Here is a 21,667-nt window from a genome sequence, read left to right as displayed (position 1 = left end):
TTCGAGACCCTGCCGACACTCGGCGAGGATGACGATCTCGACACGCTGCTCCCCTGGCGCTGGAAAGAGACTCTACCGGTCTGACTCAGGCCCAACAGATGGGGTTCGTGGATCGCTTACGAAGCAATGACCACAAGGGTGAAGCCAAGGAGAGACCTATGTGGGAATTGGCTAGTTTCGTACTGAAGGCGGTGAGCTATGCCGTAGTGTTGAGCGCGGCCGGTAGTGCGCTCTTTTTAGCCCTGTTTCCAACCTTGAACGAGCGCGAGTGCAGCAGAACAGTAACGACGGCGCTCGGCCTCGCGCTCATGGGCAGTGTGCTCACAGCCGCGGCAATTCCGCTTCGCGCCGGCTTTCTGAGTGGTGAGGGGCTGGGTGGGATGTTCGAGCCGTTCTATCTGGGCATGCTGTTCGAATCTACAGTGGGTACCAGCACTAAACTTCGCTGGCTGGGGCTGGCCATGATCGGCTTCGTCTGGCTGCGGCGCCCACTCGGATATGGCATCGGGGCGCTGGGAGCGCTTCTGGTCGTGGCGTCGTTTGCGTTGATAGGTCATACGGCGAATCTGGAAGCCCGGATGGCAGGAGGACTGCTAATCGCGTTGCATCTTCTGGCAGTCAGCTACTGGATTGGTGCACTGTGGCCATTGATAGGGGTGAGCTATGCTTCCGATACCTCTCGTGTCGCAAGGGTGCTAGAACGCTTCGGCACATTGGCCATGGTCCTCGTTGGCGCTCTCGTCCTGGCGGGAATAGCGCTGGCGTGGCTATTTATTGGCGAATTTTCGGCGCTATGGGAGAGCCGCTACGGAAACATCCTTGTCTTCAAGCTAGTGGCGTTCGCCGGACTGCTGACTCTCGCCGGTCTCAATCGCTTCCGGCTCGTGCCAAGGTTCGCTGCGAATGTGCCGGGATCCAGCGCAGCGTTGCGCCGATCAATCGTCTCCGAGGTGATCGCGGTCGGCATCATCCTGACAATTACGGCAGTGCTCACCACCTACTCGTCTCCCTTCGAGCAGTGACGTCGGTGCGGATTGGAACGGTAAGGGTCATTCCAGAACGTCTGGACTTACCCTTCAATCTCTACCGGAGAGGAGCGGCGGCGAACAGCGCCTTCCAGCAGAGCGGCGTCAACCCTTCGGCGCGAGAGGCCGGAGGGAGGACGATGTGCCGTAGCACGTCGATCAGGTAGGTATAGGTATCCACGCCCTGCAGCCGGCAGATTTGCAGCCCAGAGTGCGTAGACACCTTGTGGACACGCAGGAAAAATCGGGAAGGTCCAAGCGAAGAAGGAAACCGCTAATTGCTTGAAGCAATGGTGCCGGCGGTCGGACTCGAACCGACACACTGTCTCCAGCGGCGGATTTTGAATCCGCTGCGTCTACCAATTCCGCCACGCCGGCAGCGGGTCAGGATTATACGGGTCTCGCCGGGTTCGTCAATCGCCGGGCCTGACTTAATCGCGCATGTCGATTATCATGGTGCGCCTTTGCGGGCGGCCCCTGCCGGGGAAAGCGTCTTCGCGTATCGAAGCGCCCTCCGCAGACAGGTTTTGACCGTTATCGTCTTGTTACTATCTCGAGCCTTCACGCAGCCATGCAGCGCGCCGACTTCCACTTCGATCTCCCCGACGAGCTGATCGCTCGCTACCCCAGCGAACAGCGCAGCGATTGCCGGCTGTTGTGCCTGGACGGCGACAGCGGTGCCATCGAGCACCGGCGCTTTCCCGACCTGCTCGAGCGCCTGACGCCGGGCGACGTGGTGGTGTTCAACGACACCCGGGTGATTCCCGCGCGGCTGCATGGCCACAAGGCCAGCGGCGGGCGCGTTGAAATGCTGCTCGAACGCCCGCTCGACGCCCATCGCGGGCTGGCGCACATCCGCGCCAGCAAGTCGCCCAGGCCGGGCAGCGAGCTGATCTTCGAAGGCGAGGTGCGCGCGGTGGTCGAGGGCCGCCGCGAGGCGTTGTTCGAGCTGCGCTTTCTCGGCGACACGCCGTTGATCGAATTGCTCGAACGCCACGGCCACATGCCGCTGCCGCCGTACATCGAGCGCGACGACGAACTCGCCGACCGCGAGCGCTACCAGACCGTCTACGCGCGGCGCGACGGCGCGGTGGCCGCGCCCACCGCTGGGCTGCACTTCGACGAGCCGCTGATGGCGGCGATGCGCGAGCGCGGCATCGAGACCGCCTTCGTCACCCTGCACGTGGGCGCCGGCACCTTTCAGCCGGTGCGCGTCGACGACATTCGCGAGCACCCCATGCACAGCGAGTGGATCGAGGTCGACGAGACGGTCAGCGCCCAGGTGCGTGCGGCAAGGGCGCGCGGCAACCGGGTGATCGCGGTGGGCACCACCAGCGTGCGCTGCCTGGAGAGCGTCTGCGCCGCCAGCGACGATGGCCAGATCGCGCCGTTTCGCGGCGAGACCGACATCTTCATCTACCCGGGCTATGAATGGCGCTGCGTCGATGGCCTGGTGACCAACTTCCACCTGCCCGAATCGACCCTGCTGATGCTGGTGTCGGCGTTCGCCGGTTTCGAGCCCGTGATGCGCGCCTACCGCGCCGCGGTCGATGAGCGCTACAGCTTCTTCAGTTATGGTGATGCCATGTTTTTGACACGCAAGCCCTGACCCGCCAGACGCGCTGATTTCAGCCCGCGGCGTCATCCATCATTTTCGAGAATTGCATGCGTAACGAATGCTTCATGAGTTTCGAGCGCCTGGCCAGCGACGGGCGTGCCCGCCGCGGCCGGCTGAGCTTCCCCCGCGGCACGGTGGAAACCCCGGCGTTCATGCCGGTGGGCACCTACGCTACCGTCAAGGGCATGACCCCGCAAAGCGTCGCGGAGATCGGCGCCGAGATCATCCTCGGCAACACCTTTCACCTGTGGCTGCGCCCGGGCACCGAGGTGATCGAGGCCCACGGCGACCTGCACGACTTCGCCCAGTGGGACAAGCCGATCCTCACCGACTCCGGCGGCTTCCAGGTGTTCTCGCTCGGCGCGATGCGCAAGATCACCGAGGAAGGCGTGCATTTCCGCTCGCCGGTGGACGGCACCAAGGTGTTCATGGGCCCCGAGGAATCGATGGCCGTGCAGCGCTCGCTGGGCTCGGACATCGTGATGATCTTCGATGAATGCACGCCCTATCCGGCCACCGAGGACGAGGCGCGACGCTCGATGGAGCTGTCGCTGCGCTGGGCCGAGCGTTCGCGCCGCGCCCACGGCGATTCGCCCTCGGCGCTGTTCGGGATCATCCAGGGCGGCATGTATCCGGAACTGCGCAAGCGATCGCTGGAAGGGCTCGAGGAGATCGGCTTCGACGGCCTGGCGATCGGCGGGCTGTCAGTGGGCGAACCCAAGGCGGAGATGATCGAAGTGTTGAACTATCTCCCCACCTGGATGCCCGACGACAAGCCGCGCTACCTGATGGGGGTGGGCAAGCCCGAGGACCTGATCGAGGGCGTGCGCCGCGGCATCGACATGTTCGACTGCGTGATGCCCACCCGCAACGGCCGTAACGGCCATCTGTTCACCGCCGAGGGCACGGTCAAGATCCGCAACGCCAAGCATCGTCATGATACCCGTCCGCTCGAGGAGGATTGCGACTGCTACACCTGCCGGCACTTCTCGCGCAGCTACCTGCATCACCTTGACCGGTGTGGCGAAATGCTGGGCTCGATGCTCAGCACCATCCACAATCTGCGCTATTACCAGCGCGTCATGGCCGGTTTGCGCGGTGCTATCGAAGCGGGTACATTGGCGGACTTCGTGAATATGTTCTATGCACGACGGGGCCTGAGCGTGCCCGACGCGCCGCAGTGAACTAGCGACGATCTTATTTATTTCGGTCGAGGCCGTGCCTCGACCTTGCTTTGCAACTCTCGCAACTCTCCAGGAGACAACAACCCATGCTGGATTTCTTCATCTCACAGGCGCACGCCCAGAGCGGCGGTGGTGCGGCTGCGGGCGGCGGCATCGCCCAGATCGCTCTGCTGGTCGGCTTCGTGCTGATCTTCTACTTCCTGCTGTGGCGCCCCCAATCCAAGCGCGCCAAGCAGCACAAGCAACTGATCAGCAACCTCGACAAGGGTGACGAGATCGTCATCGGCGGCGGCCTGGTCGGGCGCATCACCAAGGTCAACGACGAGTTCCTGACCCTGGAGATCGCTGAAGGCACCGAGGTCAACGTGCAGAAGAATGCCGTCGCGGCGGTCCTGCCCAAGGGCACGCTGAAGTCCCTCTGATAGTTCTCACGCTGCTGGCCCTTGCGCCGGCAGCGCTCTTACCGCGTCAGCAACAAGGACAGGGCTTCCATGCTCAACCGTTACCCCCTGTGGAAGTATCTGCTGATACTCGTCGTGCTCGTCGTCGGGTTGCTCTACGCCCTACCCAACCTGTACCCCGAAGACCCCGCCGTTCAGATCAGCAGCGCCCGCGGCAACGTCAGCCTCGACGAGAATCAACTCGAGCGGATTCGCGGCGCCCTCGACGACGCCGATATCGCCATCCAGCGCATCGAGGATCAGCCCAACGGCGTGCTCATTCGTCTCGTCGATGGCAGTGACCAGCTTGACGCCCGCGAGATCATCAGCGGACTGCTCAACGACGATTACACGGTGGCCCTCAACCTTGCCGAGTCGACCCCCGCCTGGCTCGAGAGCTTGGGCGCCTCGCCGATGAATCTGGGGCTCGACCTGCGCGGCGGCGTGCACTTCGCCCTCGAGGTCGACATGCAGGCGGCCGTGGAACAGCGTCTGCAAGTCAACGCCAGCGCCATGCGCGAGGCGCTGCGCAAGGCACGCCTTCGCTACCGCGACACCCAGATCGACGGCAATACCCTGACGATGACTTTCGCCAATGCCGAGGATCTCAGCGAGGCGCGCGACATCATCAGCGGCGAGTTTCCCGACTTCCAGTACCAGACGCCCGACGCCGAACGCGGCGCGCCGCTGGCAATGACCCTGACCCAGCAAAAGATCAACGAGATTCAGGACTATGCGGTTCAGCAGAACCTGACCACCCTGCGCAACCGCGTCAACGAACTGGGCGTGGCCGAGCCGCTGGTCCAGCGCCAGGGCCCCAACCGTATCGTCGTCGAGCTGCCCGGCGTGCAGGACACTGCCGCCGCCAAGCGCGTGGTCGGCGCCACCGCCAATCTGGAGTTCCGCCTCGCCGCGCGCCCCGACACCCCCGCATCGGAAACCGAGACGCTGGCGTTTCGCAACGACGAGCAACGTACCGCCGAGCTGATGCGCGACGTGATCATCACCGGCGAGAACGTTTCCAACGCCAGTACCGGCTTCGACCAGAACGGCCGCCCGCAGGTCAACATCAACCTCGACGGCACCGGCGGCACGCTGATGAACCGCGCCACGCGCTCCAACATCGGCCGTTCGATGGCGGTGATCTACATCGACAACAAGACCCGCACCCGCACGGTGATGGAGGACGGCAAGCAGGTCGAGAAACGCGAGCCCTACGTCGAGCGCGGCATCATCAGCTTGGCAACCATTCAGAGCGCGCTGGGCAACCGCTTTCGCATCACCGGGTTGGATTCACCCACCGAGGCCCAGGAACTGGCCCTGCTGCTGCGTTCCGGTTCGCTCGCCGCGCCGATGTACTTCGTCGCCGAGCGCACCATCGGGCCGAGCCTCGGCAAGCGCAACATCGAGCAGGGCATATTGTCGGTCGAGATCGGCATGTTGCTGGTGGTGGCGTTCATGCTGATCCGCTACAAGGCGTTCGGCGTGGTCGCCAACCTGGCGTTGGCCACCAACCTGGTGCTGCTGGTCGCCGCGCTGTCGATGCTCGGCGCCACCCTGACGCTGCCCGGCATCGCCGGTATCGTGCTCACGCTGGGCATGGCGGTTGACGCCAACGTGCTGATCTTCGAGCGCATCCGCGAAGAGGTACGCGCCAAGATGCCGATCCAGCAGGCGATCCACGCCGGCTACGAGCGTGCCTTCACGTCGATCGTCGACGGCAACATCACCACCCTGCTGGTGGCGGTGATCCTGTTCTCGATCGGCACCGGGCCGGTCAAGGGCTTCGCCGTGACGCTGTCGCTGGGCATCCTGACCTCGATGTTCACCGGCATCCTGGTCTCGCGCGCGATCGTCAATCTCTCCGTCGGCGGCAAGCCGGTGAAGAAACTCTGGATTTAAGGGGCTAACGCGATGCGACAGTTCGATTTCATGGGCAAGCGCCGCCTGGCCTTCATCGTCTCCGGCGTGATGCTGCTGGTCTCGCTGCTCTCGCTGTTGTTCCAGCAGCTCAATCTGGGGCTGGACTTCACCGGCGGCACGCTGGTCGAGATTCGCTACGCCGCGGCGCCGGCGCTCGAGGCGGTGCGCCAGGCGCTGGAGAGTGCAGGCTTCAGCAACGTCTCGGTGCAGACCTTCGGCGCGCCCTCGGAGATCCTGGTGCGCCTGCAGCAGGCCTTCGATCCCGGCGTCGGTCAGCAAGTCACCGAGGTGCTGCGCCAGAGCGGCGAGAACGTCAGCCTGGTGCGCGCCGAGTTCGTCGGCGCCCAGGTCGGCGGCCAGCTGCGCGACCAGAGCGGTCTGGGCATGCTGGTGGCCCTCGGTGCGGTGGTGCTCTACGTGGCACTGCGCTTCCAGTACAAGTTCTCGCTGGGCGCGCTGCTGGCGTTGGTCCACGACGTGATCATCGTGCTCGGGGTGTTCTCGCTGTTCCAGATCGATTTCGACCTGACCGTGCTGGCGGCGGTACTGGCGGTGATCGGCTATTCGCTCAACGACACCATCATCGTCTACGACCGGATCCGCGAGAACATCCGCAAGTCGCGCATCGAGCACATGCCGACGATCTTCAACGAGGCGATCAACCAGACCCTGTCGCGCACTCTGGCGACTTCCGGCACCACCCTGCTGGTGTTGCTGGCGCTGCTGACGCTGGGTGGCGACATGATCCAGAACTTCGCCCTGGCGCTGATCATCGGCGTGGGCGTGGGCACCTACTCGTCGGTCTATGTCGCTTCGGCGCTGCTGATCTCGGTCAAGCTGCAGCGCGAGGATTTGATGCCGGCGCAGAAGGAAAACGCCGACGGCGAGGAAGAACTGCCCTGACGCGGCGCCACGAATGCCTGGCAAGACCCGCGACACCCCGCCTTGGCGGGGTGTCGTCGTTCAGGCGCGGACTCAACACGGGTTGCCGATGCGCAGGCCGTGCTTGCGTAGCTTGCGCACCACGCTGGGCTGGCTGATGCCCAACCGCGTAGCCAGCGCATAGGTGCTGGGCAGCTCGCCGCACAGTGTGGCGAGAATTCCGCGCTCGGTGGCGTCGAGCGCCTGGCGCAGCGTCTGGCCCTCGGTCAACCCCGCCGGAGTGTCGACACAAGGACTGCCGGGCGGCTCGGGAGCGCCGCTACTCGCCGCATTCGTCGGCGCGCCGATCAGCTCGCCGGGACTCGCCAGCCAGGTGCGCTCCATCCAGTTTTCCAGCTCGCGCACGTTGCCCGGCCAGTCGCGGCCCATCAGTTCCGGCCATACGCTCGGGTGCAGCACCTTGGACTGGCCGTAGCGCTGGTTGAGCCGCTCGAGCTGCAGTTCCGCCAGCCCGGGAATATCCTCGCGGCGCTCGCGCAGCGGCGGCAGGGTCACCGGAATGACGTTGAGCCGGTAGTACAAATCGAGGCGAAAGGCGCCGCTCTCGACCCGCGCGGCGAGATCCTGGTTCGAGGCCACCACCAGGCGGAAGTCGACCCGCCGCGAACGGGTGTCGCCGAGCCGGGTGACCTCGCCGTCCTGGATCACCTTGAGCAGCTTGCTCTGCATCGCCAGCGGCAGCTCGCCGATCTCGTCGAGAAACAGCGTGCCGCCGTCGGCCAGCTCCAGCATCCCGGCCTTGCCCTGGCGGGCCGCGCCGCTGAACGCCCCGGGCTGGTAGCCGAACATCTCGGACTCGAACAGCGCCTCGGGGATCGCCGCGCAATTGACGTCGATGAACGGCTTCTCGCGACGCGCGCTCCAGCAATGCAGCTGACGCGCGAAGGCGGTCTTGCCGACGCCCGATTCGCCGAGCATCAGCACCGTGGCGTCGCTGGGCGCGACCCGCTTGAGCAGCAGCGCCACCTCGCGCATCACCCCGCTGCGCACTTCCAGGCTGCCGAGTTCTAGATCCTCGTCCAGCGGCGGGGCTCCGCCACGCTTCAGGTGTTCGCTGAAGCGCCGCTGCAGCAGCGCGTATTCGTCCTGCAGCAGTTGCAGGTCGGTGAGATCCATCGAGCGCGAGACGATGCGCACCAGCACGCCGTCGAGGAATACCGGATGCGCCTCGGCGATCACCCGCCGGCCGCTGCCGGTGTGCTGCATCAATTGCGCCGGCTGGCGGGTGCGCATCACTTCCTGGGTCACCGACGGCGACAGCACGCCGCGCTCGACCAGTTGCTGAACGGTGCTCGCACACAGCTCCTCGCGCCCCAATCCATACACCGCCGCGCTGCCGGGGCTGACATTGCGAACCCGGCCCTCGGCATCGACGATGAAGAAATGCTCGTGAGCGGTCTCGACGATGGTCGAGAGCACCGCGCTGTCGATGTCGCTCATGTCGCTTCCCGAGATGTGATTCACTTTCGCATCAATGATACACGGATGAATCGCAAAGAGCCCCCAACGATTCATCGATGAATCACGGCGAGGATGCAGCCCGCCAACCACGCCGCCCAGGCGCTGGCATGGTTCATGCAAAGTACACACAACGTCAGTGATCGATAACAATGCCGCTTCAGGAGGCCGCATGGACAAGCCGAACCTCAACCAGCCGCTGGGCGGCAACGAGATGCCGCGTTTCGGCGGCCCGGCGACGATGCTGCGCCTGCCGACCCAGACCACGGCCGCCGGCCTGGACGCCGCCTTCATCGGCATCCCCATGGACATCGGCACCTCCAACCGCCCGGGCACCCGGCTCGGCCCGCGCCAGATCCGCGACGAATCGCGCATGCTGCGGCCCTACAACATGGCGACCCGCGCCGCGCCGTTCGACAGCCTGCAGGTGGCCGACATCGGCGACGTGCCGATCAATACCTTCAACCTGCCCAAGAACCTCGACATCATCAGTGGCTACTACGACGAGGTGCTCGCCCAGGGCTGCGTGCCGCTGACCCTGGGCGGCGACCACACCCTGACCTGGCCGGTCCTGCGCGCCATCGCCAACAAGCACGGCCCGGTGGGGCTGATCCACATCGACGCCCACGCCGACGTCAATGAGCACATGTTCGGCGAGGAGGTCGCCCACGGCTGCCCGTTCCGCCGCGCCCAGGAAGAGGGCCTGCTCGACAGCCAGCGGGTGGTGCAGATCGGCCTGCGCGGCACCGGCTACGCCGCCGATGATTTCGACTGGTGCCGCGACCAGGGCTTTCGCGTAGTGCCCGCCGAACAGTGCTGGTACCAGTCGCTGGCGCCGCTGATGGCCGAGGTCCGCGAGCAGATGGGCGACGGCCCGGTGTACATCTCGTTCGACATCGATGGCCTCGACCCGTCGGTGGCGCCGGGCACCGGTACCGTCGAGATGGGTGGCCTCACCGCCCAACAGGGGCTCGAGATCGTGCGCGGCGCCTGGGGCCTGAACGTGGTCGGCGGCGACCTGGTCGAGGTCTCGCCGCCCTACGACACCAGCGGCAATACCGCGCTGATGGGCGCCACCCTGCTCTATGAAATGCTCTGCGTGCTGCCGGGCGTCGAGCGCCGCTAATCCACGACGGCGTTGGTCGTGGCCGGCCGGCGCCGTTTTGATCCGCTTTGCTGATCGACAACAACAATGGGTAACCACCATGTCTTCCAATCAAGCCACGGCCGCAGGCCGTAACGACAGCAACGCGCCCGATGGCGGGCGCATCAAGCCGCGGGCGCTGATCAAGTTCCTGCTCCCCTCGCTGATCGGGATCGGCATGTTCCTGATCCCGTTTTCCACCGGCGACGGCATCAATATCGGCATGGGCATGCTCGCCGACGGGCTCAAGGCGCTGCTCGGCGCCGCGCTACCGGCGATCGCCGTGGCCGTGCTGTGCCTGTCGGTGATCCTGACCGCGCTGGTCAAGCTGACCCGGCCGGGCTGGGCCCGCGACGGCGCGGCCAACGAACTGTTCGACGTCGAGCCGCTGTGGTTCGCCATGCGCGTGCTGGGTGCCGCGTTCGCGCTGATGACCTATTTCCAGGTCGGACCGGGCTTCATCATCGCCGATTTCACCGGCGGCGTGATGCTCAACGACCTGGCGCCGGTGCTGCTGACGTTCTTCTTCTTCGCCGCTCTGCTGCTGCCGTTCCTGGTCGACTTCGGTTTCATGGAGTTCATCGGCAGCCTGGTGCGCAAGCCGTTCCGGCTGATCTTCGGCCTGCCGGGGCGCAGCGCCATCGACGCCACCGCCTCGTGGATGGGCTCCGGCACGGTGGGCGTGCTGATCACCACCCAGCAGTACGAGCAGGGCTATTATAACCGCCGCGAAGCGTCGGTGATCGCCACCAACTTCTCGATCGTGTCGATCGCCTTCGCGCTGCTGGTGACCAGCTTCATCGGCATCAATCAGCTGTTCGTGCAGTTCTACCTGACCGTGGTGGTCGCCGGATTGATCGCCGCCGTCGTGGTGCCGCGCCTGCCGCCGCTGTCGCGCAAGCCGAACAGCTATTACGAGCCGGTGGGCTGCCGACTCGAGGAGGAAAATACCCGCCGGGTGGGCGTGCTGCGCTTCAGCCTCGGTCAGGCCGTGGCACGCGCCGAAACGGCCCCGGGTCCGCGTGCCCTGGCGCGCAGCGCGATGCTCAACGTCGCCGACATCTTCCTCGGCCTGCTGCCGCTGGTGGTGGCGATCGGTACCGTGGCGCTGATCCTCGCCGAGTTTACGCCGCTGTTCACCTGGCTCTCCTACCCGATGGTGCCGGTGCTCGAGTGGCTGCGCATTCCCGAGGCCCAGGCCGCCGCCCCGGCGACCCTGGTGGGCTTCGCCGACATGTTCCTGCCGGCGGTGCTGGCCAAGGACATCGACAGCGAGCTGACGCGCTTCGTGATCGCCTGCCTGTCGCTGACCCAGTTGATCTACATGTCCGAGATCGGCGCGCTGCTGCTCAAATCCAAGATCCCGCTCAAGCTCTGGGAACTGGTAGCGATCTTCCTGCTGCGCACGGCGATCACCCTGCCGATCATAGCCTTCATCGCGCACACCTTCGTGTTCTGAAGCAAAGCGACGGGCTACGAGCCGCGAGCCGCGAGCCAAAAATGCTAACGAAGCCCGAAGCCAAAGGATAAACAATGACCTGCGCCGAACTGCTGATCCGCTTGCTGCGCGAACGCTACGCCGTCGATACCGTGTTCGGCATTCCCGACGTGCACACCGTCGAGCTGTATCGCGGCCTCGAGGATCAAGCGATACGCCACGTCACCCCGCGCCACGAGCAGGGCGCCGGGTTCATGGCCGACGGCTACGCCCGGACCAGCGGCAAGCCCGGCGTGTGCCTGATCATCACCGGCCCCGGGATGACCAACATCGCCACCGCGATGGGCCAGGCGCTGGCCGACTCGGTGCCCATGCTGGTGATCTCCAGCGTCAATCGCCGCGACACCCTGGGCCGCGGCCAGGGCCGGTTGCATGAACTGCCCAGCCAGCAGCAGCTGCTGGCCGGCGTGGCGCGATTCAGCCATACCCTGCTCGACCCCGCAGCGCTGCCCGAGGTGCTGGCGCGCGCCTTCGCGGTATTCTCCTCGGCACGCCCGGGGCCGGTGCATATCGAGATCCCCATCGACCTGTTCGCCGCGCCGGTCGCGCCGCCCGCGCAGTGGCCCGGCGCCCGGCTGTATCGTCCATCGCCCGACCCGGCCGGTCTAGCTCGTGGCCGATGTGAGTCAGATAGGCCATCGGAACCGAGAGCCGATCGATGATCTGCACGGCAAGCGCCGGGGTATTGTGGTTGCTGGGCTCACTGACGCGACTCGGGTAGCCGCAGTCCAGCACCACCACGTCCGGCTGCCATGTACGCAGGAAGCGCTCGGTCGCCCCGGGCAGGCCACAGGTGTCGGTCAGGTAGGCCAGCCGCCCTCCCCCATCATCCAGGCAGTAGCCCAGCGTCGGCTTACTGTGGTTGAGCGGCACCGGCGTCACCGTCAGCGACGGGAGCGACAAGGGCTTGAAGGGCTTGAGAGGCACCTGGAAGTCGAGCACACCGGGATGACGATAGAGGTCGGCACATCCCTGGGGGTCCTTGGGGCCATAGACAGGGATCGACTCGCCACACCCCCAGCGCAGATGTAGAAGCCCCTGCACGTGGTCGGGGTGGTAGTGGGTGAGCAGAATGGCGTCAGGGCGATGTCGCTGGCAGCGCTCGGCCAGGTCCATCTCTCCGGCATCCAGCAGGTAGCGATGTCCGTCGACCTCGACCTCGGCGCTGCAGGGCCCGCGTCGAGCGCTGGCAATCACACGCGCCCGGACACACGCAGGGCAGTCACAGCCGAAGCAAGGCACCTGGGCGCTGTCGCCGGTGCCGGTGAAGCGAAACTTCACGCCATGACCTCCCCGTCGACCAGCCGCTCCAAGGCCACCAGCATGCCATCCAATGGCCCACCATTGGAGGTCGTAAAGTAGAATTTTGGGCAGCAGGCAAGGCCTACGATCCAGCTCCAGCTCCAGCTCCAGCTCCAGCTCCAGCTCCAGCTAAATTCATCATAACCAACATTATGTGGGAATTTGGGCACTGACCTTTGATAAATAATAAAAAACCCGAACCTAACTGGCATTACCAGCTGGTCCGGATTTTTCAGTTTTAACGGACCGAAGTGGCCGCAAATTTATCACCAAGCACTGGCTGAAACAAAACTTCTATTAAAAACTAGATATTTGTCACACCAGGAACGTAGGTACGCCGTTCAAGAAGGCCAAGCAGACTCGCGACGGCTGAGGTTAGAACAAGGTAAATAATTCCCGCCCACAGGAAAACCAGGAAGAAATCTAATGTGCGCGAGCCGACATCCGAGGCAATGGAGGTAATTTCCACAACACCGATAGTATAGGCGATTGAAGTAAACTTCAGCTCGATGATTGCCTCATTCGACCATTGCGGAATTACACGTCTCAATGCCTGAGGGAGCATGATATGGCGAATTGCTTGCCATTGGGTCATGCCACATGCCCGCGCGGCTACTAGCTGCCCTTTGGGAACGGAGAGTACCGAGCCGCGGAAGTATTCCGCCTGATAGGCGGCACTATTCAAGGTGATTGCGATCACCGCCGCAGTGAAAGCATCAAAGACAATTCCGACATGCGGCAAGCCCAAGTAAATGAAAAACATCTGCACCAACATAGGCGTGCCACGAAACAGTTCCACATAGCAAGTACTAAGCCAGTAGAAGAGCCGGTTTCCATAGACCCTGGCCCAACAAAGCACCAGCCCCAGAAAGAAACCCAAGGTAATGGCTATCACCCATAGTGCCAAGGTCACCGGGACCCCCTTGAGAAGCTCAGGCAACCACTCGATACCAAACTCGATAAACTCTCTCATGGATCACCCATGCTCCGCGATGACATTGAGAAACGCCTTGGTGCGCTCATTGGCAGCAGAATTGAAGAGAACATCGGGCGTGCCCTGTTCGACGATGTGCCCCTTCTCCATAAAGATGATCTCGTCAGCAGCCTGGCGCGCAAAGCTCATCTCATGCGTCACCACGACCATGGTCATTCCCTCGGCAGCGAGCTGTTGCATGACCCTGACCACCTCCCCGGTCAGCTCGGGATCCAGAGCAGAGGTCGGCTCATCGAAGAGGAGCACGTCGGGATCCATGGCCAGAGCTCGGGCAATAGAAACCCGCTGCTGCTGGCCACCGGAAAGTTCAGCTGGATAGGCAGCCGCTTTATCACCAAGCCCAACCCTCTCAAGCTCACGAAGTGCTCGTTGAGTCGCGGTATCCTTGTCGACACCACAGACCTTAATCTGGCAGATTCGTACATTGTCTAGCACTGTCAAGTGCGTGAAAAGGTTGAAGTCTTGAAAGACAAAGCCCATGCGTGCGCGCATGGTATCGATGTTTTTATCTAGTACTTCTTCACCATTGAGGTAGATGCGCCCGGCGTCTGGAACGGTGAGATAATTGATACATCGGAGCAAGGTGCTTTTCCCTGAACCGGAGGGGCCAATCAGCACCTTAGTCTCTCCCTTTCGCAATCCGAACCCGATACCTTTCAATACTTGAAGACCATCATAGGCCTTCTTCACATCTTGCACGTCGAGGATAAGATTATCGGCCATTGTTAACGGTCCTATCGGATTATTTTTCGAAGCCCGGCACGGCCAGCTTGCGTTCAAAGGCGTAAAGCAAGCTATTCCCTGTACGATTCAGGACAAAGTACATGAGGGCCACCACAGCAAATACTGTCAACACATTACCTTGCGTGCTGGTAATAATGTAGTGAGCTTGTCGAGTCAGCTCGACAACACCGATGACATAGGCAAGTGACGTTTCCTTTATCTCAGAGGAAAACTCGTTCGTCCATGGTCCAATGGCATGTCGAGCTGCCTGCGGAAAAATGATATGGCGTATTGCTTTTATTTTCGACATGCCCATCGCACGGGCAGCCATCATCTGGCCCGATGGCACTGACTGGAAAGCACTCCGGAAGATCTGTGATTGATAGGCTGCCGAGCGCAACCCCATGGCAAGAATGGCCGCACCAAACGCCGATATATCGAAAACACCTGATATCCCATAAAAAAATATAAACAACATGATAATTATCGGCACACCCCTGAAGACTCGCTCATAGAGCTTCAACGGCCACTGAACAAGGCGCGACTTGGGGCCATACAACTGGATAAGGCAGATTGCCATACCAATGACAAACCCGATCAATAATAGAGCTGCCAACAGTACGATGGCAACACCAAGCCCCTTCAGCAAAAAGGGAAAATCTCGCAATAGTACGTCGTAGATATCCATACCCACTTCCCTGATAGGACGAGCGCCATCCCAAAGGGAAGGCGCTCGACGTCAACGCGACTTACTCGTTACCCAACTCGGGAAGGCCTGCGACAGGTTTCTGGTAGGTATCTACGAAATCAGGCATATGTCCAGGAATGGTCGGAATCGATACACCGGGAATATACTCATCGACGATCTCGCCCCACTCTCCTGATTCATAAATCGCCAGAATACCCTGATTCAGGTCCCCCAAAATTTCCTGGGGATCATCCTTGGAAACTGCCAGGGCCAGTGGTGCGCGAATATAGATCTTGCCCGCCATCTTCACTGGCTTTCCGGCATTGATATATTCTTGAGCTGAGGTGTCATCGACAATGACAGAAGAGATTCTACCAATTGCCATGTCATCCACTGCGGTGACATAGTTATCGTATTTCGCCAGCTCGACATCGATGTCACTGGAATTTACGACGTTTTCTTCCATCCAGGCTTGCTGGGATGACCCACCCTGAACACCGACACGGGCACCGCAACAAACAGCGGTAAACACATTGAGATCTGAGTCTTCCGGCACCAAGACAACGTCATTGGTTTCCCACCAAGGAATGGTGAAGTCGATATTCTGGCTTCGCTCTTCCGTCACTGTGAGCCCCGTTGCCAAAATGTCGATCTTCTCAGCAGCTAGAGCGGGAATCAAAGAGGGGAATGGCATATCCTGAAATTCGATTTCAATGCCAATTTCCTCTGCGATGGCTTCCATGGCATCGATGGCAATGCCCTTGAACTCACCAGCTTCCACATAAGCCCACGGGGGAAAGGATGCTTCGACCCCGACCGTGTAGGCTTCGTCTTGCGCTGAGGCTATCGTAGAAAAACCACCGCCCAGCATGACAGTTCCCATGACGGCAGCAGGGATAATTGATTTTGCTAGTTTCATGGTGTCTCTCGCGTTTTTCTTGGTGAATTTGTTTTCCGCATAACTAATATGAACGACGGCTTACTGAGCTGTCAAAGCCTCTTATGAATATTTCCGGGTTTCTCGGAGACCCTCTTAACGCCTGTAAACCACCGATGCAATTACAGTTGCCTCCTCCACCGGCTCTCGACCGTTTCCAGCTCGGCAGGGCCATAGATCGCCCGTTCGTGCTGCCCGTAATGAGCCCAGAGTTGGTCACCGGAGTCATAGTGCCACCACTCGCTGGGCAGGTTAGTGAATCCGGCCTCGCGCATCACTGAGTAGAGCAGGCGGCGGTTGTCGCGTACCTGCCGCTGCGTCTCTGTCAGATCTTCCAGGGTCTCGAAGTAGGCCGTGTGCGAGGCCGGCACGGCTTCATCGAAGAGCGTGCCCATGTCGAGCGGCAGCCCGTCGGCATCGCTCAGCGTGACATCCACTGCCCCACCGGTCAGGTGGGGACTGGGGGCATCCGGCTCGCGGCTGGGTACCGAGACGAACTCCCGGGTGCGGGCCAGCAGCGCTTCCTGGTCGAGCTCTGGATGATGGGCGCGAATCGCCTCCTGCAGGGTATCGAACAGATACTGCTGCACACGCCAGGGTCGCCAGCCGTCGAGGATGATCAGCCCCATTCCTTCGGGCAGCGAACGCGCCACCCTGAGCAGACGGCGATACACCCCCTCCCGCACGTAGCACTCGTTCACCGCGCCCGGCAAGCCCTGCTTGGCGTACACGGGGAATACCTTGATCGGCGCCGGCGCCAGGCTGAGCGGCATCAGCGGCTCGTCGCTGCCCTGGATGGGGATCCGGCTCAGCACCGGCCAGTTCGGCTCGGGCCTCTCGACAATCGGGGTGACAGTCAGCTGAGAAAGGGAGTCCGTCATTGCACTATCCAAGCAGTGTGGGGAGCCAGAGCGTCAGCCCCGGGAACAGGATCAGGAGCAACAGCACCAGCACCGCCGTCAGCACAAAGGGCCAGATGGTCCGGAACAGCGACACGATCTCCAGGCGGCTGACCGCGGCGGCGACGAACACGCAGGCGCCCATGGGCGGTGTGATCAAGGCGATGGTGATGTTGAGGGTGATGATGATGCCCAGGTGTACCGGGTCGATCCCGGCCATCATCGCCACCGGGGAGAAGATCGGTGTCAGCAGCATCAACGCCGATACCTCCTCCATGAACATGCCGGTGACGAAAGTGATCAGGCTCAGCATCAGCAGGATCACCACCGGTTGTTCGATATAGGGAGCCAGCAGCTCGACGAACTGGTTGGGCACCTGGGCGTAGGAGAGCAACCAGCTGATGGTGGCCGAGGCGGCCATGATCAGGAAGATGGCCGAAGTGAGGCGCGTGGTATCGACGATGGCTTTCCACAGGTCGGCCAGGCGCAGATTGCCAAGTGCGGCACCGCACAGCGCCACGTACAGAGCGGTCAGGGCGCCAGACTCGGTCGGCGTAACGAACCCCAGCACGATACCCGCCACGATGATGAAGGGTGCCACCAATGCCGGGAGTGCCCCCACCGCAGTGACCAGCAGTTCGCGTGCGCTGGGAAGCCCGCCCCGCTTCTCCATGCCGACGCGCCAAGCATACCAGGCGTTCATGCCCATGAAGGCCACGCCCAGCAGCAGCCCGGGAATTACCCCCGCGAGGAAGAGGTCGCCCACCGAGGTGTTGGTCAGCGAGGCATAGAGGATCATGAAGATGCTCGGCGGAATGATCGGCCCGATCAGCGAGCTGCCGGCGGTGAGCCCGGCGGCGAAGGCGGTGGAGTAGCCTTCCTTGCGCATCGGGGGCACCAGCAGCGAGCCCAGCGCCGAGGTATCGGCGACCGCCGAGCCGTTGACCCCGGCGAAGAACACGCTAGACACCACGTTGACGTGCCCCATGCCCCCGCGCAGGTGGCCCACCAGCAGCTTGGCAAAGGCCATCAGGCGATCGGTGAGGCGAGTCACGTTCATCAGGTTGCCGGCCAGGATGAACAGCGGGATGGCCATCAACGAGAAGGCATTGATGCCGCCGAAGAACTGCTGCGGCAGCATGCGCGGAATCATGCTGGGGTCGACGAACAGGAAGCCCACCAGTGAGGTGGCCAGCAGGGAGACGAACAACGGCAGCCCCAGCAACACGTGCACCAGGAAGACAGCGAGCATGGTCAGGGTCATGACGCTTCCTCCGTCTCCGCCGTCTCCGACAGTTCCTTGAGGGGAGCCGGTCCGTACCAGAGCGCCTGCCAGGCCAGCAGCGCAAAACCGATCGGCATCGCCATCATCGGCACCGTGCGGCTGATCCCCAGCCCCTGACTGGTGAACATGGAGACCGACTGCGCATAGCGATAGCTGAAGATCGCCGCGGCGATGGCGATGCTGAGCGTGAGCAGCCATTGGTACAGGTTGAGCAGACGGCGCAGCGACACCGGCAGCAGCCGCTCGATCAGCGCGACCCGCATATGGCCGCCCTCGACCCAGACGGCACCGGCGGCCAGCAGGACGCTGCCGATGATCAGGTAGCGAGCCAGCTCATCTGTCCAGATGGGGGCCCCACCGGCGAGGTAGCGCATGAAGACGCCATACAGAATGAAGGCCAGATCGATCAGCAGCAGTGTGCTGGCCACAGACAATGACACACGGCGGCTGATACCCAGCACGCGAGCGTTGAGGGATGACATGAAGAATTCCGGGATTGTCGCGGTTTGAGACCCAGGGCAGGCACGGTGGCCTGCCCCGTGGGATGGTGATGATTACTCGGTCAGGTGGGTCATGCCGGCGTCTTCGAGTGCCATCTCGATGAAGCGCGGCTCTATGTCACGCTCGCCTAGCCACTCCAGGTAGGCAGGCTGGCCCAGCTCACGAAACTCATCCAACTCATCCTGAGACGGCCGGATGATTTCCATGCCCTGCTCTTCGAGGAAGGCGATACGCTCGTCCACCTGAGCCGCGTTGTGTTCACGTGCCATCTGGTTGGCCTCCTCGACGGCCTCCAGGAAGGCGCCACGCATCTCCTCGTCCCATCCATCGATCATCGCGCCGTTGCCGACCAGGAATTGGTCCGAGTACTGGATATTGGCCAGGGTGAGGTAGTCCTGCACCTCATAGAGGCTGCCGAGGATGATGTACATGGGCGGGTTCATCTGGCCATCGGCAACCCCGGTGCGCAGCGCCATGTAGACCTCGGTCCACGGGATCGGGGTGCCGGAGGCGCCGAAGGCCTCGTAGAGGGCGACCTGGCTGGGGTCCATGGCGCGGAAGCGCAACCCCTCGAAGTCCTCGGGTGAAGAGATCGGGCGCTCGTCGTTGGTGAAGGCTAGGAAACCGCCCTCCTCCACCACGGCGAGCAGCTCCAGGCCGGTACGCTCACGCAGCGCGTCTTCCACCGCCTGCCAGTACTGGCCCTCGTCGAAGAAGGTGCGCGCCGATTCGAAGTCGTCGAACAGGAAGGGAATCGCGCTGACGAAGATCTCAGGCACCACCGGCGACATGCCGGCGAAGGAGGCGATGTTGAGACTGGGGGTGTTCATTACCTGCTCCATGCGCTCCTGCTCTTCGCCCAGCTGGCTGTTGGCGTAGAGCTTCAGCTCGATCTCACCCTCGGTCTTCTCCTCGACCAGTTGCTTCAGGTTGGTGGCGAAGACGTGCACGGCATTCTTCTCGGGATCCGGCGCGCCGTTATAGCCGATGTTGACGGTGGTGGCGGCCTGGGCACTGCCGGCAAAGGCAGCGGCGAGACAGGCCGTCAGAAGCGGTGCACCGGCTAAGGAACGACCAATACGAGAGGTGAGAGGCTTGCGAGTAGACAGGGTCATGCTGATCTCCATGGCTTGTTGTTGGTGAAGACCCGGCGACGCCGGTATATCAGCAGACTAGGCGTTGACGCGTTGACTATTCAAACCTGATTGCATTGATATTTTATCAACACCTACTCTCAAGCAATCGCGGGGCATCGGAATTGAAGAAACGCATCCCCCGACGAAGGTGGTCGAGGCAGGCACTGGCTGCCACGGTAAGCTCGCGCCCAGCCAGGCTCACGATCTGCGCACGGGCCTCGCTGAGAACCGGATAGGCCATCGGCAGAACGGCGATGTCACCCTGGCGGATCTCCTCGGCGACCGTCAGCTCGGGCATGAAGGTGATGCCGATCCCCGAGCGTACGAAGTTCTTGAGCACCGCCACGGAGTTGGTATGCAGGCGGGGGGTGATGGCCAGACGCTCTTGGTGTGCCACGGCGTCCACCATCTGGCGCATCCCGAAGGGGCTGTCCATCAGCCCGATGGGCCAGTCGCTGAGCTCCTGTAGCGTCACCGGCGCTTCTGTTGAGGTGAGCGGGTGGCCGGCGGGCACGATCAGATCGAGGGGCTGTCGTGTCTCGACATGGCATTCCAGCTGAGTGTCCACCGGCGGTGCATAGAGCAGGGCCAGGTCGACGTCACGCTGCTTCACCAGCGCCATGGCTTCGTTGACTCCCGCCATGATGACCTCCAGCTGGATGCCCGGGTAGGCAGTCATGAAGGTCTGCATCGGCGCCGAGATCAGGTCGGCGATAAACCCCTCCCCCACCGCGATACGGACCTGGCCACTCACCAGGCCTTGCAGCGCCGACAGTCGGGAGATCACTGCCGATTCGGCATCGTGCTGGGCGTGGAAATGCTCCACCAGCAGGCGACCCGCCTCGGTAAGCCGGACACCACCCGCATGACGCACCATCACCTGGGCATCGACAACCTCCTCCAATTGACGGATCTGGCGGCTGATAGCGGCCACATCGATGTTCAGATAGGTAGCGGCCTGACGCAGCGAGCCGCGCCGCATCACTTCGCTGAGATAAGCGAGCGCCCGAGAGTTCAACATGGTAGAGAAGCGCCTGTTCGATCGTGGGTGCCCTACACGATATGTTCTGGTCAAGTCGTAGCGGACACTTTTATTAAGCTGCTTCCCTTGGTCTGGAGGATGATGCCATCGCGCTATCGAAAGGCCTTGAAGCAGTGGCTGCATCTGGGATAGCAGACAGAGAAACGCCCCGGTAATAATCATCACCGGGGCGCCATGTGGGTGGGTTGATGGTTATTCGCTATCGTTTTGCATGGCTTGCTGAGCCTGCATGTGCTCCATCATCTGCTGCTGCATGCCCTGCATCATGTCCATGCGCTGCTGCATCATTTCCAGGCGTTGTTCGGGGTCCATGCTCTGCATGTTCTGGCCCATGCCGCCATTCATCATGCCACCCATGGACTGATGCATTTGCTGCATCTCTTGCATGTGCTGCTGCATCAATTGCCGACGCTGCTGCGGGTCCTGGGTATTGTGGAACTGCTGCATCGCGCCTTGCATCGTCTGCATGTGCTGCTGCATGTCGCCCCGGTTCATCATTCCCATACCCTGGCCCATACCCCGACCCATATCTTGGCTCATCCCTCCGCCAGCGCCTTGCTGGCTGGAAGGAGCCTCCTGCTGAGCATGGGCCAGGGGCAAGGTCAATAAGGCCGCCATGACAGCTGTGAAGACGTACTTTTTCATAACACTCTCCTTTGCATTGGCTGGCTTTATAGCCAGACATTCTTAGTATATACAATATGCCTGAATATAAACTGAAAGTGCTGACCAGCAGTTTGACGAGCGTCAAGGTTGAGCCGAGGCCATCAGCCACTGCCCTCCGTTTGTAGGCCGATTGTACGGAGAGGCTAGCCCGGATATTTCATCAGACATGAAAAAAGCGGCTGAAAATCGGTTATAATTCAAGCTCCTACACAAGAATCAACCGCATCAACCGCCATGACGAAATGTACCATGCCGACCGCCT

Annotated in this window: 19 protein-coding genes, 1 tRNA gene and 2 pseudogenes; 9 read left to right on the top strand and 13 right to left on the bottom strand. The window is 62.2% G+C overall.

The window, feature by feature from the left end; all coding sequences use genetic code 11:
• Positions 1-158 precede the first annotated feature (158 nt).
• Positions 159-1,022 carry a copper resistance D family protein gene (locus K7I12_RS16025; protein ID WP_231664665.1) on the top strand — a complete coding sequence of 288 codons (864 nt, stop codon included), beginning with the start codon at positions 159-161 and terminating at the stop codon, positions 1,020-1,022.
• Positions 1,023-1,316: 294 nt separating this feature from the next.
• On the opposite strand, the gene K7I12_RS16020 is transcribed toward K7I12_RS16025, so the two are convergent.
• Positions 1,317-1,403, bottom strand: a tRNA-Leu gene (locus tag K7I12_RS16020).
• 193 nt (positions 1,404-1,596) lie between these two features.
• On the opposite strand from K7I12_RS16020, the gene queA reads away from it, so the two are divergent.
• From queA to secF, 5 genes are all read left to right on the top strand, one after another.
• On the top strand, positions 1,597-2,634 hold the full coding sequence (queA, locus tag K7I12_RS16015) for a tRNA preQ1(34) S-adenosylmethionine ribosyltransferase-isomerase QueA (protein ID WP_231664664.1): 1,038 nt from the start codon (positions 1,597-1,599) through the stop codon (positions 2,632-2,634).
• A 74-nt stretch (positions 2,635-2,708) separates the two neighbouring features.
• Positions 2,709-3,827 (top strand): tRNA guanosine(34) transglycosylase Tgt, encoded by a 1,119-nt coding sequence (gene tgt, locus K7I12_RS16010; protein ID WP_031384346.1) that lies wholly within the window; start codon positions 2,709-2,711, stop codon positions 3,825-3,827.
• A gap of 86 nt (positions 3,828-3,913) precedes the next feature.
• Positions 3,914-4,249, top strand: a complete 336-nt coding sequence (gene yajC, locus K7I12_RS16005; RefSeq protein ID WP_031384347.1) for a preprotein translocase subunit YajC — start codon at positions 3,914-3,916, stop codon at positions 4,247-4,249.
• 69 nt (positions 4,250-4,318) lie between these two features.
• Complete coding sequence (gene secD, locus K7I12_RS16000; RefSeq protein ID WP_231664663.1) at positions 4,319-6,169, top strand: protein translocase subunit SecD; 1,851 nt, start codon at positions 4,319-4,321, stop codon at positions 6,167-6,169.
• A gap of 12 nt (positions 6,170-6,181) precedes the next feature.
• The gene (gene secF / locus K7I12_RS15995) at positions 6,182-7,093 is read left to right on the top strand and encodes a protein translocase subunit SecF (RefSeq protein ID WP_031384349.1); all 912 of its coding nucleotides are present in this window, start codon (positions 6,182-6,184) and stop codon (positions 7,091-7,093) included.
• A 72-nt stretch (positions 7,094-7,165) separates the two neighbouring features.
• Here secF and K7I12_RS15990 read toward each other — a convergent pair whose 3' ends face one another.
• On the bottom strand, positions 7,166-8,572 hold the full coding sequence (locus K7I12_RS15990) for a sigma-54 interaction domain-containing protein (RefSeq protein WP_231664662.1): 1,407 nt from the start codon (positions 8,570-8,572) through the stop codon (positions 7,166-7,168).
• Positions 8,573-8,762: 190 nt separating this feature from the next.
• Here K7I12_RS15990 and speB point away from each other — a divergent pair, with 190 nt between their 5' ends.
• The 3 genes and pseudogenes from speB to K7I12_RS15975 form a co-directional block, all read left to right on the top strand.
• Positions 8,763-9,716, top strand: coding sequence for an agmatinase (gene speB / locus K7I12_RS15985; RefSeq protein WP_231664661.1), 954 nt, complete (start codon positions 8,763-8,765; stop codon positions 9,714-9,716).
• A 79-nt stretch (positions 9,717-9,795) separates the two neighbouring features.
• Complete coding sequence (locus tag K7I12_RS15980) at positions 9,796-11,193, top strand: YjiH family protein (RefSeq protein WP_231664660.1); 1,398 nt, start codon at positions 9,796-9,798, stop codon at positions 11,191-11,193.
• 74 nt (positions 11,194-11,267) lie between these two features.
• Positions 11,268-11,843, top strand: a pseudogene (locus tag K7I12_RS15975) (thiamine pyrophosphate-binding protein); the annotation flags it as partial.
• A 49-nt stretch (positions 11,844-11,892) separates the two neighbouring features.
• Here K7I12_RS15975 and K7I12_RS15970 read toward each other — a convergent pair.
• From K7I12_RS15970 to K7I12_RS15920, 11 genes and pseudogenes are all read right to left on the bottom strand, one after another.
• A pseudogene (locus tag K7I12_RS15970) lies at positions 11,893-12,474 on the bottom strand (MBL fold metallo-hydrolase); the annotation flags it as partial.
• A 364-nt stretch (positions 12,475-12,838) separates the two neighbouring features.
• Positions 12,839-13,507, bottom strand: a complete 669-nt coding sequence (locus tag K7I12_RS15965; protein ID WP_231664659.1) for an amino acid ABC transporter permease — start codon at positions 13,505-13,507, stop codon at positions 12,839-12,841.
• Between the two features lie 3 nt (positions 13,508-13,510).
• Positions 13,511-14,251, bottom strand: coding sequence for an amino acid ABC transporter ATP-binding protein (locus tag K7I12_RS15960; protein ID WP_231664658.1), 741 nt, complete (start codon positions 14,249-14,251; stop codon positions 13,511-13,513).
• A 19-nt stretch (positions 14,252-14,270) separates the two neighbouring features.
• On the bottom strand, positions 14,271-14,939 hold the full coding sequence (locus K7I12_RS15955; RefSeq protein WP_231664657.1) for an amino acid ABC transporter permease: 669 nt from the start codon (positions 14,937-14,939) through the stop codon (positions 14,271-14,273).
• A gap of 61 nt (positions 14,940-15,000) precedes the next feature.
• Positions 15,001-15,858, bottom strand: a complete 858-nt coding sequence (locus K7I12_RS15950; RefSeq protein WP_231664656.1) for an ABC transporter substrate-binding protein — start codon at positions 15,856-15,858, stop codon at positions 15,001-15,003.
• Positions 15,859-15,998: 140 nt separating this feature from the next.
• A complete protein-coding gene (locus K7I12_RS15945; protein ID WP_231664655.1) occupies positions 15,999-16,757 on the bottom strand; it encodes a M15 family metallopeptidase in 759 nt (252 codons plus the stop codon).
• 4 nt (positions 16,758-16,761) lie between these two features.
• Complete coding sequence (locus K7I12_RS15940; protein ID WP_161431787.1) at positions 16,762-18,039, bottom strand: TRAP transporter large permease; 1,278 nt, start codon at positions 18,037-18,039, stop codon at positions 16,762-16,764.
• A complete protein-coding gene (locus K7I12_RS15935) occupies positions 18,036-18,542 on the bottom strand; it encodes a TRAP transporter small permease (protein WP_231664654.1) in 507 nt (168 codons plus the stop codon). Before K7I12_RS15935 ends, K7I12_RS15940 begins: the two co-directional genes overlap by 4 nt.
• Before the next feature lie 72 nt (positions 18,543-18,614).
• Complete coding sequence (locus tag K7I12_RS15930) at positions 18,615-19,676, bottom strand: TRAP transporter substrate-binding protein (RefSeq protein ID WP_231664653.1); 1,062 nt, start codon at positions 19,674-19,676, stop codon at positions 18,615-18,617.
• 106 nt (positions 19,677-19,782) lie between these two features.
• The gene (locus K7I12_RS15925; protein WP_231664652.1) at positions 19,783-20,718 is read right to left on the bottom strand and encodes a LysR family transcriptional regulator; all 936 of its coding nucleotides are present in this window, start codon (positions 20,716-20,718) and stop codon (positions 19,783-19,785) included.
• Positions 20,719-20,931: 213 nt separating this feature from the next.
• Entirely contained in the window at positions 20,932-21,384 is a 453-nt protein-coding gene (locus K7I12_RS15920) for a hypothetical protein (RefSeq protein ID WP_231664651.1), read from the bottom strand.
• Between the last annotated feature and the right edge of the window lie 283 nt (positions 21,385-21,667).

It is taken from the genome of Halomonas sp. IOP_31 (assembly GCF_021151495.1).
In the GTDB taxonomy this organism is placed as follows: Bacteria; Pseudomonadota; Gammaproteobacteria; order Pseudomonadales; family Halomonadaceae; genus Modicisalibacter; species Modicisalibacter zincidurans.
Note: the sequence above shows the minus strand (reverse complement) of the source record. Positions and strands in the feature narration are given on the sequence as shown.

Excerpts from the sequence above, each read along its gene's own strand:
- K7I12_RS16025 (WP_231664665.1), top strand. The coding sequence starts at position 159 with ATGTGGGAATTGGCTAGTTTCGTACTGAAGGCGGTGAGCTATGCCGTA.
- queA (WP_231664664.1), top strand. The coding sequence starts at position 1,597 with ATGCAGCGCGCCGACTTCCACTTCGATCTCCCCGACGAGCTGATCGCT.
- tgt (WP_031384346.1), top strand. The coding sequence starts at position 2,709 with ATGAGTTTCGAGCGCCTGGCCAGCGACGGGCGTGCCCGCCGCGGCCGG.
- yajC (WP_031384347.1), top strand. The coding sequence starts at position 3,914 with ATGCTGGATTTCTTCATCTCACAGGCGCACGCCCAGAGCGGCGGTGGT.
- secD (WP_231664663.1), top strand. The coding sequence starts at position 4,319 with ATGCTCAACCGTTACCCCCTGTGGAAGTATCTGCTGATACTCGTCGTG.
- secF (WP_031384349.1), top strand. The coding sequence starts at position 6,182 with ATGCGACAGTTCGATTTCATGGGCAAGCGCCGCCTGGCCTTCATCGTC.
- K7I12_RS15990 (WP_231664662.1), bottom strand. The coding sequence starts at position 8,572 with ATGAGCGACATCGACAGCGCGGTGCTCTCGACCATCGTCGAGACCGCT.
- speB (WP_231664661.1), top strand. The coding sequence starts at position 8,763 with ATGGACAAGCCGAACCTCAACCAGCCGCTGGGCGGCAACGAGATGCCG.
- K7I12_RS15980 (WP_231664660.1), top strand. The coding sequence starts at position 9,796 with ATGTCTTCCAATCAAGCCACGGCCGCAGGCCGTAACGACAGCAACGCG.
- K7I12_RS15965 (WP_231664659.1), bottom strand. The coding sequence starts at position 13,507 with ATGAGAGAGTTTATCGAGTTTGGTATCGAGTGGTTGCCTGAGCTTCTC.
- K7I12_RS15960 (WP_231664658.1), bottom strand. The coding sequence starts at position 14,251 with ATGGCCGATAATCTTATCCTCGACGTGCAAGATGTGAAGAAGGCCTAT.
- K7I12_RS15955 (WP_231664657.1), bottom strand. The coding sequence starts at position 14,939 with ATGGATATCTACGACGTACTATTGCGAGATTTTCCCTTTTTGCTGAAG.
- K7I12_RS15950 (WP_231664656.1), bottom strand. The coding sequence starts at position 15,858 with ATGAAACTAGCAAAATCAATTATCCCTGCTGCCGTCATGGGAACTGTC.
- K7I12_RS15945 (WP_231664655.1), bottom strand. The coding sequence starts at position 16,757 with ATGACGGACTCCCTTTCTCAGCTGACTGTCACCCCGATTGTCGAGAGG.
- K7I12_RS15940 (WP_161431787.1), bottom strand. The coding sequence starts at position 18,039 with ATGACCCTGACCATGCTCGCTGTCTTCCTGGTGCACGTGTTGCTGGGG.
- K7I12_RS15935 (WP_231664654.1), bottom strand. The coding sequence starts at position 18,542 with ATGTCATCCCTCAACGCTCGCGTGCTGGGTATCAGCCGCCGTGTGTCA.
- K7I12_RS15930 (WP_231664653.1), bottom strand. The coding sequence starts at position 19,676 with ATGACCCTGTCTACTCGCAAGCCTCTCACCTCTCGTATTGGTCGTTCC.
- K7I12_RS15925 (WP_231664652.1), bottom strand. The coding sequence starts at position 20,718 with ATGTTGAACTCTCGGGCGCTCGCTTATCTCAGCGAAGTGATGCGGCGC.
- K7I12_RS15920 (WP_231664651.1), bottom strand. The coding sequence starts at position 21,384 with ATGAAAAAGTACGTCTTCACAGCTGTCATGGCGGCCTTATTGACCTTG.